General features: G+C 70.9%; 14 protein-coding genes. 11 read left to right on the top strand and 3 right to left on the bottom strand.

What is annotated here, in order from left to right; genetic code table 11:
- The first annotated feature begins 212 nt into the window (after window positions 1–212).
- The 6 genes from rpmH (at window position 213) to RGE_RS22940 (ending at window position 6,651) form a co-directional block, all read left to right on the top strand.
- Entirely contained in the window at window positions 213–347 is a 135-nt protein-coding gene (rpmH, locus tag RGE_RS22965; protein ID WP_006299042.1) for a 50S ribosomal protein L34, read from the top strand.
- A gap of 133 nt (window positions 348–480) precedes the next feature.
- Window positions 481–927: a ribonuclease P protein component gene (locus RGE_RS22960; protein ID WP_043786007.1), complete on the top strand. Its 447-nt coding sequence runs from the start codon at window positions 481–483 to the stop codon at window positions 925–927.
- Window positions 928–929: 2 nt separating this feature from the next.
- The gene (gene yidD, locus RGE_RS22955) at window positions 930–1,244 is read left to right on the top strand and encodes a membrane protein insertion efficiency factor YidD (protein ID WP_014430884.1); all 315 of its coding nucleotides are present in this window, start codon (window positions 930–932) and stop codon (window positions 1,242–1,244) included.
- Window positions 1,241–2,905 carry a membrane protein insertase YidC gene (yidC, locus tag RGE_RS22950; protein WP_014430883.1) on the top strand — a complete coding sequence of 555 codons (1,665 nt, stop codon included), beginning with the start codon at window positions 1,241–1,243 and terminating at the stop codon, window positions 2,903–2,905. The genes yidD and yidC overlap by 4 nt, the downstream gene beginning before the upstream one ends.
- A gap of 96 nt (window positions 2,906–3,001) precedes the next feature.
- Complete coding sequence (gene mnmE, locus RGE_RS22945; RefSeq protein WP_014430882.1) at window positions 3,002–4,366, top strand: tRNA uridine-5-carboxymethylaminomethyl(34) synthesis GTPase MnmE; 1,365 nt, start codon at window positions 3,002–3,004, stop codon at window positions 4,364–4,366.
- A gap of 65 nt (window positions 4,367–4,431) precedes the next feature.
- Entirely contained in the window at window positions 4,432–6,651 is a 2,220-nt protein-coding gene (locus RGE_RS22940; RefSeq protein WP_014430881.1) for a prolyl oligopeptidase family serine peptidase, read from the top strand.
- Window positions 6,652–6,673: 22 nt separating this feature from the next.
- Here the strand turns inward: RGE_RS22940 and RGE_RS22935 are convergent, their stop codons facing one another.
- Window positions 6,674–7,213: an adenine phosphoribosyltransferase gene (locus tag RGE_RS22935; protein WP_014430880.1), complete on the bottom strand. Its 540-nt coding sequence runs from the start codon at window positions 7,211–7,213 to the stop codon at window positions 6,674–6,676.
- A gap of 104 nt (window positions 7,214–7,317) precedes the next feature.
- Complete coding sequence (locus tag RGE_RS22930) at window positions 7,318–9,318, bottom strand: monovalent cation:proton antiporter family protein (RefSeq protein WP_014430879.1); 2,001 nt, start codon at window positions 9,316–9,318, stop codon at window positions 7,318–7,320.
- A 37-nt stretch (window positions 9,319–9,355) separates the two neighbouring features.
- Here RGE_RS22930 and RGE_RS22925 point away from each other — a divergent pair, with 37 nt between their 5' ends.
- From RGE_RS22925 to RGE_RS22910, 4 genes are read left to right on the top strand one after another with little or no spacing between them, the layout of a single operon-like run.
- A complete protein-coding gene (locus RGE_RS22925) occupies window positions 9,356–10,345 on the top strand; it encodes a KpsF/GutQ family sugar-phosphate isomerase (RefSeq protein ID WP_014430878.1) in 990 nt (329 codons plus the stop codon).
- Window positions 10,345–10,914, top strand: coding sequence for a KdsC family phosphatase (locus tag RGE_RS22920; RefSeq protein ID WP_014430877.1), 570 nt, complete (start codon window positions 10,345–10,347; stop codon window positions 10,912–10,914). Before RGE_RS22925 ends, RGE_RS22920 begins: the two co-directional genes overlap by 1 nt.
- Before the next feature lie 6 nt (window positions 10,915–10,920).
- Window positions 10,921–11,616 carry an LPS export ABC transporter periplasmic protein LptC gene (gene lptC, locus RGE_RS22915; RefSeq protein WP_081528278.1) on the top strand — a complete coding sequence of 232 codons (696 nt, stop codon included), beginning with the start codon at window positions 10,921–10,923 and terminating at the stop codon, window positions 11,614–11,616.
- On the top strand, window positions 11,613–12,395 hold the full coding sequence (locus RGE_RS22910) for an SDR family oxidoreductase (RefSeq protein WP_014430875.1): 783 nt from the start codon (window positions 11,613–11,615) through the stop codon (window positions 12,393–12,395). The genes lptC and RGE_RS22910 overlap by 4 nt, the downstream gene beginning before the upstream one ends.
- 171 nt (window positions 12,396–12,566) lie before the next feature.
- On the opposite strand, the gene RGE_RS23435 is transcribed toward RGE_RS22910, so the two are convergent.
- Window positions 12,567–13,052: an RNA recognition motif domain-containing protein gene (locus RGE_RS23435; protein ID WP_014430874.1), complete on the bottom strand. Its 486-nt coding sequence runs from the start codon at window positions 13,050–13,052 to the stop codon at window positions 12,567–12,569.
- Between the two features lie 331 nt (window positions 13,053–13,383).
- Here RGE_RS23435 and RGE_RS22900 point away from each other — a divergent pair, with 331 nt between their 5' ends.
- The gene (locus RGE_RS22900; RefSeq protein WP_014430873.1) at window positions 13,384–14,022 is read left to right on the top strand and encodes a MarC family protein; all 639 of its coding nucleotides are present in this window, start codon (window positions 13,384–13,386) and stop codon (window positions 14,020–14,022) included.
- Window positions 14,023–14,090 lie beyond the last annotated feature (68 nt).

Here is a 14,090-nt window from a genome sequence, read left to right as displayed (position 1 = left end):
TGTGGAAATCTTCTTTTGCAGGGGGCGCATTCTACGTGCCGGACGGCACTCTTCAACCCAGTTATCCACAGATCGTCGTCGGGGGCTGTGGCACCATCCCCTGGAGCGCACCCTGGGGACATCTCCGCTAACTGGTTGACGCAACAAGCTTTTCTTGCTGTAATCGTGGGTTTTCCAAATTTCTTACCTCAGCGCAAAGAGAGCTCTGAACCATGAAGCGCACCTATCAGCCGTCCAAGATCCGTCGCGCCCGTACCCACGGCTTTCTCGTGCGCATGAAGACGCGCGGCGGCCGTGCCGTCATCAACGCGCGCCGCGCCAAGGGCCGCAAGCGCCTCGCCGTCTAAGGCGAGGACAGGCGAAACAGCCTGCGCCGGCCCGGTACGCCTTGCGCGCGCCGAGCTGAACGCCCCCTGCAGCGCCTGCCGAGGCCCCGTGCCGCCTCCGGTCCGCCCTCTCGTGCAACCCGTCGTGCAGACGATGGTGCAGAAGGCCGACTTCGAGCGAGTGCTCGCGACGCCCAGCCGTTCGCGAAGCACTCACTTCGCCGTTCACCACGTGAACGGCGGGCCTTCTGCGTCCCGCTGGCAGCGGCTGCACCTCGGCGAAGAAAAGTTATCCACAGATGGCGCACAGCTTGGTGCACAGCCTGTGGATGACTCGCATCCGGCAGCCCCCGAAGCCTGCTGGCTGGGCAGCGTCGTGCCGAAGCGGCACGCACGCCGCTCGGTCACGCGCGCCCTGCTGAAGCGCCAGATCCGCGCCGCGATGGCCCGCCATGCCGGCGAGCTGCCGCCGGGGCTGTGGGTGGTGCGCCTGCGGGCGCCGTTCGCGCCGGCGCAGTACCCGTCGGCCGCGTCCGACGCGCTGCGCCTGGCAGCGCGCACCGAGCTCGAGCAGCTCTTCACCCGCGCCAGGCGGAGCTGAAGATGGTGTCCGAGCTCGTGCGCCTGCCGCGGCACCTGCTGGTGCTGCTGGTGCGCGGCTATCGCCTGCTGCTCAAGCCCTGGCTGGGCAACGCCTGCCGCTTCGAGCCGACCTGCTCGCAGTATTCGCTGGACGCACTGCAGCGCTACGGCGCGGCCGGCGGCAGTGCGCTCACGGTCTGGCGCCTGCTGCGTTGTCATCCCTGGTGCGCCGGCGGATGCGATCCTGTGCCCGAGCGCTTTCCGAACCCCGCGCGGGGACTGTTCACCCGGTTCGTGCGGCCCGACGCCGACGACTCCAGTAGACCGAGCCTATGACCGACTTCCGCCGCAACATCCTTCTGGTGGTGTTCGTCACCTCGCTGTTCCTGTTGTGGGACGCGTGGAACAAACACAACGGCCAGCCGTCGCTGTTCGGCGGCCCGGCCCGCCCGGCCGCGACCGCCGCCTCCGCGCCCGGTGGCGCTGCCTCCGCCGGCGTGCCGGCCGCCACGCCGGCCACCGCCCAGGCGCCGGCCGGCGCCGTGCCGCAACCGGCAGCGCCCGCCGCCGGCGAGCAGGTCGTCGTCACGACCGACCTCGTCAAGGCGACCTTCGACAGCATCGGCGGCCAGCTGGTGCGCCTGGAGCTGCTGAAGTACCGCGACGCCAACCACCCGGACCAGAACGTCGTCCTGATGGACCGCGTCGCCGCGCGTGAATACGTCGCCCAGACCGGCCTGATCACCGCCGCGCCGGGCGTCGCGCTGCCGACGCACCTGACGCCGATGACCGCCGCCCCGGGCGAACGCACGCTGGCCGAGGGCCAGAACACGCTGACGCTGCGCTTCGAGTCGGCGCCGGTCGACGGCCGCAAGCTGGTCAAGACCTACACCTTCAAGCGTGGCGACTACACCGTCGCGGTGCACCACGAGTTCGTCAACGGCGGCACGGCGCCGGTGGCGCCGCAGCTGTACCTGCAGCTCGCGCGCGACGGCAACCCGCCCGAAGGCGAGTCGAAGTTCTATTCGACCTTCACCGGCCCGGCGATGTTCACGTCGGCCAGCAAGTACAAGAAGATCGACTTCAAGGACATCGCCAAGAACGACGCCGGCCACGACAAGAGCGCCAATGACGGCTGGGTGGCGATGGTCCAGCACTACTTCGCGTCGGCCTGGATCGTCAACGCCGAAGGCCAGCGCGAGTTCCGCACCGCCAAGGTCGGCGACAACCTCTACACCATCGCGATGGTGCTGCCGCTGGGCGAGGTCGCGCCGGGTGCCAGCAAGGCGCTGGACTCGCAGCTCTTCGTCGGCCCGCAGCTCGAGACCACGCTGGCCGAACTGGCCCCGGGCCTGGAGTACCTGAAGGACTACGGCTGGCTGATGCCGCTGTCCAAGCCGCTGTTCTGGCTGCTAGACAAGCTGAACTCGGCGATCGGCAACTGGGGCTGGGCGATCGTCGCGCTGGTCGTGCTGCTGAAGATCGCCTTCTACTGGCTCAACGCCAGCGCCTACAAGTCGATGGCCAAGATGCGCGCCATCAACCCGCGCGTCATGGAGCTGCGCGAGCGCTACAAGGACGACCAGCAGAAGATGCAGCAGGAGATGATGCGCATCTATCGCGAGGAGAAGGTCAACCCGCTCGGCGGCTGCCTGCCGATCGTGGTCCAGATGCCGTTCTTCATCGCGCTGTACTGGGTGCTGCTGTCCAGCGTCGAGATGCGCAACGCGCCGTGGATCGGCTGGATCACCGACCTGTCGGCCAAGGACCCGTGGTTCATCCTGCCGATCCTGATGACGGCCTCGTCGCTGCTGCAGGTGGCGCTGGGGGCCAAGCCGCCCGATCCCACCCAGGCCAAGCTGATGTGGTTCATGCCGCTGGCCTTCGCGGTGATGTTCTTCTTCTTCCCGGCCGGCCTGGTGCTGTACTGGCTCACGAACAACATCCTGTCGATCGCGCAGCAGTGGTACATCAACAAGAAGCTGGGCGTCGCCTGACGCCGGCCTGAGGCGCCCGCCGAGGCGCCCCGAACGACGAAGCCCCCGCCGGCGCGAGCCGCGGGGGCTTCGCTCTTTGGCTGAGACAATCGCCCCATGTCCCTGGCCCGATTACGTGACCCCATCGCCGCCGTCGCCACCGCTGCCGGCCGCGGCGCGGTCGGCATCGTGCGCGCCTCCGGCCCCGACCTCGCGCCGCTGGTGCAGGCGCTGTTCGGGCGTGCGCTGGCGCCGCGGGCGGCGACGCTGCTGCCCTTCACCGCCGCCGACGGTTCGGTGCTCGACCGCGGTCTGGCGATCCATTTCCCGGCGCCGCACTCCTACACCGGCGAGGACGTGCTGGAGCTGCAGGCCCACGGCGGCCCGGTGCTGCTGCAGCTGCTGCTGGCGCGTGTGCTCGAAGCCGGCGCGGGCATCGGCCTGCGGCTGGCGCGGGCCGGCGAGTTCACCGAACGCGCCTTTCTCAACGACAAGATCGACCTCGCCCAGGCCGAGGCGGTGGCCGACCTGATCGACGCCAGCACCGAGGCCGCCGCGCGCTCGGCGGCGCGTTCGCTGGACGGCGCGTTCTCGGCCGAGATCCACACGCTGGCCGGGCGCATCGTCGAGCTGCGCACGCTGGTCGAGGCGACGCTGGACTTCCCCGAGGAGGAGATCGACTTCCTGGAGAAGGCGCGGGCCCACGAACGGCTGGGCGCGATCGAAGCCGCGATCGGCGCCGCGCTGGCGCGCGCGCGCCAGGGGGCGCTGCTGCGCGAAGGCATGCGGGTGGTCATCGCCGGCCAGCCCAACGTCGGCAAGAGCTCGCTGCTCAACGCGCTGGCCGGCGCCGAGCTGGCGATCGTCACGCCGATCCCGGGCACGACACGCGACCGCGTCGCCGAGACGATCCAGATCGAAGGCGTGCCGCTGCACGTCGTCGACACCGCGGGGCTGCGCGAGCATGCCGCCGACGAGGTCGAACGCATCGGCATCGGCCGCAGCTGGGAAGCGATCGCAGGCGCCGACGCCGTGCTCTTCGTGCACGACCTGACGCGCCGCGGCGACGCTGGCTACGAGGCCGCCGAAGCCGAGATCGCCACGCGCCTTGAGGGCGCCGACGTGCTGCACGTGCACAACAAGGCCGACGCCGCGGCACCGGCGGCCGACGACGGTGTCGTGCTGTCGGCCAAGGCCGGCACCGGGCTGGAGACGCTGCGCCGCGAGCTGCTGCGCCGCGCCGGCTGGCAGGCCCAGCCCGACGGCGTCTTCATCGCCCGCGCGCGCCACGTCGATGCGCTGCAGCGCACGCTGGCGCACCTGCATCTGGCCCAGGCGCACGCCGCACAGCGCGACGCGGCGCTGGACCTGCTGGCCGAGGAACTGCGCCTGGCGCATCAGGCGCTGGGCGAGATCACCGGCGAGTTCGGCACCGAGGATCTGCTGGGCGAGATCTTCGGGCGCTTCTGCATCGGCAAGTAGCGCGTCCGCCCGCCGGACGACGCGGCACGCACGCGGCGTTGACCTGGGCGCGAGCCGTCGGTGCAATGCCCCGTCGCCCGAACCGGGCCAAGATGGAAGACGAACGCATGTCGATCGCGCGTGCTGCCGCGGCCTGGGCCGCCGGCCTGTTGATCTGCCTCCCCGCACTGGCGGCCGAGCCTCCGGTGGCGCCGGTGCGGCCGGTTCAGGAGAGCTTCTACGGCGTACAGGTCGTCGACCGCTACCGCTATCTGGAGAACACCACCTCGCCCGAGGTGCAAGCCTGGATGAAGGCCCAGGCCGAGCACGCCGACGCGGTGCTGAAGGCGCTGCCTGAACGCGCCGCCTTCCGCGCCCGACTGGAGGCACTGGAACGCAGCGGCAGCGACAGCGTCTTCCGCGGGCAGCTGCGTGCTGACGGCAGCCTGTTCTATCTGAAGCGCGGTGTTGGCGACGACCAGTTCCGACTGATGCAGCGCCCGCCCGGCGGCCGCGACGAGCGCCTGGTCTTCGACCCGATGGCGATCCGCCTGCCCGGCGCGGCGCCCGGCCAGCCGCAGGCGATCAACTACTACAGCGCCTCGCCCGGCGGCACGCGCGCCGGCGTCGTCGTCTCGGCGGCGGGCTCCGAAGAAGGCCAGCTGCTCGTCGTCGACGTCGCCAGCGGCCGGGTGCTGCTCGGCCCGCTGCCGCGCGCCGCCTACCCGCACTGGCAGGACGAAGACAGCCTGGTGATGCTGCGCCAGCACGCGCCCGGCCCCGGCCGTGGGCCGCAGGACAAGTACCGGGATTCGGAGCTCGTGCTGTTCACGCTCGGGGAGGCCGGCCAGCCGGCGCGCGACGAGGTGCTGCCGGGCCGCGCCTGGCCAGGGCTGGATCCCGGCCGCGACGGCGACGTGCTGCTGCGCCGCATTCCCGGCACCGACCGGGCGCTGGTCGCCCTCGGCAACGGTGTCGCCAACGAGATGGCCTTGTACACCGGCCCCTGGGCGCAGCGCCGCGACCCGGCGGCGCAGTGGGCACCGGTGGCCGGCATGGAGGCCGGCGTCGTCGACTACAGCGTGCGCGGTTCGACGCTCTACGCCGTCAGCCACCGCGGCGCGCCGCGCCAGCAGGTGCTGGCCTACGACCTGGCGCAGCCGGGCCAGCCGCCGCGCGTTCTGCTGCCGGCGTCGGAGCGCGTGGTGCAGCGTGTCGTCGCCGCACGCGATGCGCTCTACGTGCTGGTGCGCGAAGGCAACGTGCACCGGCTGCTGCGCCGCCCTTATCGCGACGGCGCGGCGTTCGAGACGGTGGCACTGCCTTTCGCCGGCCAGATCTACATTGACCAGGGCTGGGGCTGCGACCTGAACGCCGCGCAGCAGGACGGCCTGCTGATCGCGCTGCAGAGCTGGACCCAGGGCCTGCGCCACCTGCGTGTCGACGGCGAGGGCCGAGCCGCCGAGATCGGCCTGCCGGTGCTCGCCGCCACCGACTCACCGGCCGAGCTGACGACGACCGAGGTGCTGGTCACGAGCCACGACGGCGCGCGTGTGCCGATGAGCATCGTGCACCGGCGAGACCTCAGGCTCGACGGCCGCAACCCGGTCTGGCTGACGGCCTACGCCTCCTACGGCTTCACGATCGATCCGAGCTTCCGCCGCGAGCGCCTGGCCTGGCTGGAGAAGGGCGGCGTGCTCGCCTTCGCCAACCCGCGTGGCAGCGGTGTCTACGGCAACGACTGGTACCTGGCCGGCAAGGGCCTGAACAAGCGCAACACCTGGCTGGACGTCATCGCCTGCGCCGACTACCTGATCGCCGAACGCTGGACGAACCCGCGCCAGCTCGGCTTCAGCGGCGGCAGTGCCGGCGGCCTGCTCGCCGGGCGCGTGCTGACCGAACGTCCCGACCTGTTCGGCGCCGTCGTGCCGAGCGTGGGCGTGCACGACACGCTGCGTTTCGAGTTCGAGCCCAACGGCCCGCCCAACATCCCCGAGTTCGGTTCGGTGGCCACCGAAGAAGGTTTCCGCGGCCTGCTGGCGATGAGCCCGTACGCCCATGTGCGCGACGGCACGCGCTACCCGCCGGTGCTGCTGAAGCATGGCGTCAACGACCCGCGTGTCGCGGTCTGGCACAGCCTGAAGTTCGCCGCGCGGCTGCAGGCCGCGCGTGCGGGCGATTCACCGGTGCTGCTGCGCCTGGACTACGCCTCGGGCCACGGCATCGGCGACACGCGCGCGCAGCAGCTCGAGGAGAACGCCGACACCTATGCCTTCCTCTGGCAGTACTTGACGCGGGCCGACTGAACGCGGCCCGCGGCGTGCGCGCTCAGTGGCCTTCGAAGCTGACCATCGTGAACAGCGGCAGGCCCGAGTCGCGCAGGCGCTGCGAGCCGTGCAGCTCGGGCAGGTCGACGATGGCCGCGCCCTCGATGACCTCGGCGCCCAGGCGTTCCAGCAGCTTGCGGCCGGCCATCATCGTGCCGCCGGTGGCGATCAGGTCGTCGATCAGCACGACGCGGTCGCCAGGCTTCACGGCGTCGGTGTGGATCTCGACGGTGGCCGAGCCGTACTCCAGCTCGTAGCTCTCTTCGACCGTCGTGAACGGCAGCTTGCCCTTCTTGCGGATCGGCACGAAGCCGACGTTCAGCTCGTAAGCCAGCACCGAGCCGATGATGAAGCCGCGCGCGTCCAGCCCGGCGATCGCCGACGGACGCACGTCGAAGTAGCGGTGCACGAACTGGTCGATCAGCACGCGGAAGACGCGCGGGTTCGACAGCAGCGGCGTGATGTCGCGGAATTGCACGCCCGGTTCCGGCCAGTCGGAGACCGTCCGGATGTGGGCCTTGATGTATTGCTCCGGGCTCATGGCGCGGGATGATAGGCGTCGCCCCGGGGGCCCCCGCCCGCCGCCGTGACGGCGATTGACGTGGAGCAAGCGCCGGCGCCGGCCGGCGTCGGGTGCAGGAGACGTCAGCCGCGCAGCAGCCGCTGCTCGGCCAGCGCCAGCGCCTCGGGCAGGCCCGACAGCACCAGCGTGTCGCCGGCGCCGAGCACGGTGTCCCCAGCCGGCTTGCCCGGCGGGCCCGACGCGTGGCGGATCGAGATGACGCCGACTTCCAGCGCGCCCAGCGCGAGTTCGGCCAGGCTTCTGCCGATCGCCGCGGCCGCCGGCGGCAGCGTCACGGTGGCCAGGCGCTCCTGTTGCTGCTCGCCGGCGGTGTCGTCGTCGGCGCCGTGGAAGTAGCCGCGCAGCAGGCTGTAGCGCGCGTCGCGCGCGTCGCGCGCCAGGCGGATGACGGTGCGCATCGGCACGCCGACCAGCGCCAGCGCGTGGCTGGCCAGCATCAGCGAGCCTTCGATCGCCTCGGGCACGACCTCGGTGGCGCCGGCCGCGCGCAGCGTCTCCAGGTCGGAGTCGTCGATCGTGCGCACGATCACCGGCACCGCCGGCGCGTGTTCGTGCACCAGGCGCAGGATCTTCAGCGCCGAGGGCGTGTCGGGGTAGCTGACGACGACCGCGTTGGCGCGTGCCAGGCCGGCGGCCATCAGGCTCTGCAGCCGCGCCGCGTCGCCGAAGACCACGCTCTGGCCGGCGGCGGCGGCCTGGCGCACGCGGTCCGGGTCCAGGTCCAGCGCCATGTACGGGATGTGCTGGGTGTCCAGCATGCGCGCCAGGTTCTGGCCGCTGCGGCCGTAGCCGCAGATGATCACGTGCTTCTCGGTGCGGATCGCGCGCTTGGCGATCGAGGTCAGCTGCACCGACTGCATCAGCCAGTCGCTGGCCGCCAGCTTCATCACGATGCGGTCGGCGTGCATGATGATGAACGGCGTCGCCAGCATCGAGATCACCATGCTGGCCAGGATCGGGCTCATCCACTCGGCGTCGACCAGGCCGCGCTCGGCGCCCAGCGTCAGCAGCACGAAGCCGAACTCGCCGGCCTGCGCCAGGTACAGGCCGGTGCGCAGCGCGACGCCCGGCGCGGTGCGGAAGGCGCGCGCCAGCGCCGCGACGAGCGCGAACTTGGCCGCCACCGGCGCGGTGGTCAGCAGCGCCACCAGCAGCCACTGGTCGAGCACCGGCCGCCAGTCCAGCTTCATCCCGATGGTGATGAAGAACAGCCCCAGCAGCACGTCGTGGAACGGGCGGATGTCGGTCTCGACCTGGTGCTTGTATTCGGTCTCGGCGACCAGCATGCCGGCGACGAAGGCGCCGAGTGCCAGCGACAGCCCGGCGTGTTCGGTCATCCAGGCCAGGCCCAGCGTGACGAGCAGCAGGTTGAGGATGAACAGCTCGTCGCTCTTGCGCCGGGCCACCAGCGTCAGCCACCAGCGCATCACCTTCTGGCCGCCGACGAGCAGCACGGTCAGCAGCACGGCGGCCTTCAGCACGGCCCAGGACAGCGAGACCAGCAGCTGTTCGCCGCTGGTGTTCAGCGCCGGGATCAGCACCAGCAGCGGCACCACGGCCAAGTCCTGGAACAGCAGGACGCCCATCACGCGCCGGCCGTGTTCGCTCTCCAGCTCCAGGCGTTCGGCCATCAGCTTGACGACGATGGCCGTCGACGACATCGCGATCGCGCCGCCCAGCACCACCGAGCCCTGCCAGGACATGCGCCAGGGGTCGCCGGTCAAGCGCTGGTACAGCTCGGCCAGCACCAGGTGCCCGGCCAGCGTGCCGATCATCGTCAGCGCCACCTGCGACAGCCCCAGGCCGAAGACCACGGTGCGCATGCTGCGCAGCTTGGGCAGGTTGAACTCCAGCCCGATCACGAACATCAGGAAGACGACGCCGAACTCGGCGAGGTACTTCACGCCGGCGCTGTCCTGCGCGAGCGCCAGCGCGTTCGGGCCGATCAGCACGCCGACGACCAGATAGCCCAGCATCGGCGGCAGCTTCAGCGAACGGCAGACCACGACCCCGAGCACGGCGGCGACGAGGTAGAGCAGGACGAGTTCGAGGGTGGTGGCCATCTAGAATCCTTCGATCCTATTCGACGCCGCTCGCACCATGACTTCGCCGCGCCCCTTCGACCCCCAGCGTGCGCTCGAACTGGCCGCCCGCACCTTCGAGATCGAGGCGCGTGCGCTGCTCGGTCTGGCCGAACGCCAGCGCGAGGGCTTCCCGGCCGCGGTGCAGGCGATGCTCGAATGCCGCGGCCGCGTCGTCGTGATGGGCATGGGCAAGAGCGGCCACGTCGGCCGCAAGATCGCCGCGACGCTGGCCTCCACCGGCACGCCGGCCTTCTTCGTGCACCCGGCCGAAGCCAGCCACGGCGATCTGGGCATGCTGATCGGCGGCGACGTCGTGCTCGCGATCAGCAACAGCGGCGAGGTCGACGAACTGGCCGCCATCCTGCCGGCCATCCGCCGCCTGGGCGTGACGATCATCGGCATGACCGGCAAGCCCGGTTCGACGCTGGCACGCCATTCCGACCACGTGCTCTCCTGCGCCGTCGACCAGGAAGCCTGCCCGCTGAACCTGGCGCCGACGGCCAGCACCACGGCGCAGATCGCGCTCGGCGACGCGCTCGCCGTCGCGCTGCTCGACGCCCGCGGCTTCCGTGAAGAAGACTTCGCGCGCTCGCACCCGGGCGGCAGCCTCGGCCGCAAGCTGCTGATGCACGTGCGCGACCTGATGCGCAGCGGTGAGGCCGTGCCGCGTGTCGAGGCCGGCGCCAGCTTCTCCGACGTGCTGCGCGAGATGACGCGCAAAGGCCTGGGTTTCACCGCCCTCGTCGACGCCGACGGCAAGCCGGCCGGCATCTTCACGGACGGCGACCTGCGCCGCTTGATCGAACGCGGCGCCGACCTGCGCGACCTGACCGCCGGCGACGTCATGCACACCCAGCCCAAGCAGATCCCGCAGGACGCGCTGGCCGTCGACGCCGCCGGGCTGATGGAGCAGCACCGCATCACCAGCGTGCTGGCGGTCGACGCCGACGGGCGGCTGGTCGGCGCGCTGAACTCCAACGACCTGATGCGCGCGAAAGTCATCTGATGCCGGCGCTGAGCTTTCCGCCCGAACTGCTGCTGAAGGCCCAGGGCGGCGCCCAGGGCCTGAAGGCCGCGATCTTCGACGTCGACGGCGTGCTGACCGACGGCCGCATCTACATCGGCGCCGACGGCGAGAGCGTCAAGGCTTTCTCGACGCTGGACGGCCACGGCCTGAAGTTGCTGCGCCAGGCCGGCATCGAGCCGGTCGTCATCACCGGGCGCGACTCGCCGGCGGTGCGCCGCCGCGTCGCCGACCTGGGGCTGGCCGAGGCCGTCTACGGCGTGCACGACAAGCTGGCCGCCGCCGCCGCGCTGCTGGCGCGCCGCGGCTGGGCCTGGGACGAACTGGCCGCCATCGGCGACGACTGGCCCGACCTGCCGCTGCTGGTGCGTGCCGGCTTCGCCTGTGCGCCAGCCAACGCGCACGTCGAGGTCAAGGCGGTGGCGCAGCACGTCACCACGGCCTCCGGCGGCCACGGCGCGGCGCGCGAGTTCTGCGACCTGCTGCTCGTCGCCTGCGGGCGCTACGAAGCGCTGCTACGCGGCCACCTGACCTCGCTGGACACGGCCTGAGGCCCGATGAGCGTCGAACTCCATCTGCCCGACCTGCCCGAGGTGCCGATCAGCGTCGGCACTTCGCCGCGCCCGCCGGGTGACGCGCCGCCGCCGCCGCGCGTGCCCTGGACGCTGCGCCTGCGCGAGGTGGTGTCGGCCTACCTGCCGCTGCTGCTGATGGCGCTGCTCGCGCTGGCGACCTGGTGGCTGGTGAAGAACACGCCGTCGGCGCCGCGTGTGCCCAACGACACGCCGGTGCGCCAGGAGCCCGACTACACGATGAACGACTTCGCGCTCGAGCGTTTTTCCGCCGACGGCCGGCTGAAGGTGCGCATCGAAGGCGACCAGATGCGCCACTACCCGGCGACCGACCAGATCGAGATCGACCACGTGCATCTGCGTGCGATCACGCCCGACGGCCGCGTCACGCTGGCCGACGCCCGGCGGGCGGTCGCCACCGGCGATGCCAGCGAGGTCCAGCTGCTGGGCGCGGCGCACGTCACGACCACCGACAGCGACGGCAAGACGATCCGCATGGACGGCGAGTTCCTGCACGCTTTCCTCGTCACCGAACGCGTGCGCAGCCATCTGCCGGTGCGCGTGACAGCGCCCGATGGCGGGGTCTTCGATGCCAAGGGCCTGGAGTACGACCACGGCCTGCGCAAGCTCCAGCTGGCCGGGCCGATGCGCGGCGTGCTGCCGCCTCGGGCGCAGCGATGAACACGCCGCTGGTCTTCATCACCGGCGCGTCCAGCGGCATCGGCCAGGCGCTCGCGCTGCGTTACGCCCAGGCCGGCTGGCGGCTGGCGCTGGTGGCCCGTCGGGTCGACGAGCTGCAGGCCTGGGCCACGGCGCAGGGGCTGGGGCCGGAGCGCGCACAGGTCTACCGCGCCGACGTCGCCGACGTGGCGGCGATCACCGCCGTCGGCCGCGAGTGCCTCGAGCGCCAGGGCCTGCCCGACGTCGTCATCGCCAGCGCCGGCATCAGCGTCGGCATGGACACCGCCGTACGCGAAGACCTGGACGTGCTGCACGAGACGCTGGCGATCAACAACGTCGGCCTGGCCGCGACCTTCCACCCTTTCGTCGCGGCGATGCGCGCGCGGCGCTCTGGCACGCTGGTCGGCATCGCCAGCGTCGCCGCGATCCGCGGTCTGCCGGGCCACGGCGCCTACTGCGCCAGCAAGGCCGCCGTGGTCGCCTACTGCGAAAGCCTCAGAGGCGAGTGTCGCGACAGCGGGGTGAAAGTCGTGACCCTGCTGCCGGGTTATGTCGCGACGCCGCTGACGGCGCGAAACCCGTACTCGATGCCTTTCCTGATGCCCGCCGAGCAGTTCGCCGAGCGCGCGTTTCGCGCGATTTCCGCGGGCATCAGCTACCGGGTCATCCCCTGGCAGATGGGTGTCGTCGCCAAACTGATGCGGCTGTTGCCGAACCCGCTGTTCGACGCGCTGTTCGCCGGCCGCGGACGCAAGCCCAGGCGCGGCGAAGCCTCCTGAGCCGCTGACGGCGGCCTGCGAGTGGCACCTGCCGGTGCCGCACACGCCCACCGGTGAGCGCCTGAGAAGGCTTCGCGCAAAGAAAAAGAGGGCCCCGGACCTGCGGCCCGTGCCCTCTTTTCGTGTCGATCGATGCGGCCCGCGCCTCAGCGCGGACCGGCGACCGGCGTTTTAGTAGCCGCCGCGGCCACCGCCGCCGTAGCCACCACCGCCGCCGCCGTAGCCGCCGCCGCTGCCACCGCGGTTGCCACCGCCGTAGGGGCCACGGCCACCGCCGCCACCGCCGTAGGGGCTGCGACCACCGCCGCCGCCGCCACCGCCGTAGCCGCCGCCACCACCGCCGCCGCCGTAGCTGCCGCCACCACCGTAGCCGCCGCCACCGCCGCTGCGGAAGCCGCCCGGACGGTCTTCACGAGGACGCGCCTCGTTGACGACGATCGCGCGGCCTTCCAGAGGCTGGCCGTTCATGCCGTTGATCGCGGCTTGCGCCTCGGCATCCGAGCCCATCTCGACGAAGCCGAACCCCTTCGAGCGGCCCGTCTCACGGTCCATCATGACCTTGGCGGACGTGACGGTGCCGAATTGCGCGAACGCTTGTTGGAGAGAGTCGTCGCGCACCGAATACGCAAGGTTGCCGACGTACAGTTTGTTACCCACAGAGAAGCCCTCTATCTAGAACAAGGAGCCATGCGGAGCTTCTACCCTTGCGTGAACCATTCATTTCAAAGGCGCGGCTACCAGACACAGACCGGCCTATTATGGGTGCCGCCGGCCGCGGCCTGTAAAGGGGGTGCCGCCCAAATGTTGTTTTCGACCCCCCAGGCAAACCCCAAATCCGGGGTTCTGCCCCCTAATTTAAAAAATCGCTGATGTCCGAAAGCGGCGCCGGATCCCCTCGACAGCGGAAACCGGCCCGGCTCTCGCCGGCTGCCGGCCCCGGTCCTGCCGCCGTTTTTGCGCTCCGGGCGCGCCCGCTACCATCGCCGCAATGGATCTCCTCAAGCCGCTGATCGCCCTGCTGGCGATCGTCAACCCGCTCGGCGTCGTCCCTTTCTTCATCCACTTCACGCAGAACTTCTCGCCCGAGCAGCGCCGGCGCACGATCCGCATCAGCGCCTTCACCGCCTTCGTCGTCATCGCCACCAGCGCGCTGGCCGGGCTGAAGATCATCGAGTTCTTCGGCATCTCGATCGCCTCGTTCCAGGTCGGCGGCGGCCTGCTGCTGATGCTGAGCGCGGTGGCCATGCTCAACGCCCAGCCGGCCGAGACCAAGCCGACCGACGTCAGCGAAGGCAACGAGCGGGTGGACGCCGGCGCCAGCATCGCCGTCGTGCCGCTGACGATCCCGCTGCTCACCGGCCCGGCGACGATCTCGACGATGGTCATCTACGCCGAGCGCACGCGCCACTGGTGGCAGCTGGCGGTGCTGGTCGGCTACGGCGTCGTCGTCGGCGTCGCCACCTTCCTCGCCTTCTCGGCCTCGGAGCGCATCGCGCGCTGGCTGGGACGCACCGGCATCAACGTGATGACCCGGCTGATGGGGCTGATCCTCGCGGCGCTGGCCGTCGAGATCATGGCCGAAGGCCTGCTGAAGCTCTTCCCGGTGCTCGCCAGCCCGCTGACCTGAGCGCCGGCGGGCCGTTCGAACGACAACGACAGGAGACACGCATGAACCCCGCCCGCCCCGAACCCCCG

This window comes from Rubrivivax gelatinosus IL144 (assembly GCF_000284255.1).
GTDB classification, from domain to species: domain Bacteria; phylum Pseudomonadota; class Gammaproteobacteria; order Burkholderiales; family Burkholderiaceae_C; genus Rubrivivax; species Rubrivivax gelatinosus_A.
This window is presented reverse-complemented; position numbering and strand designations above follow the sequence as displayed.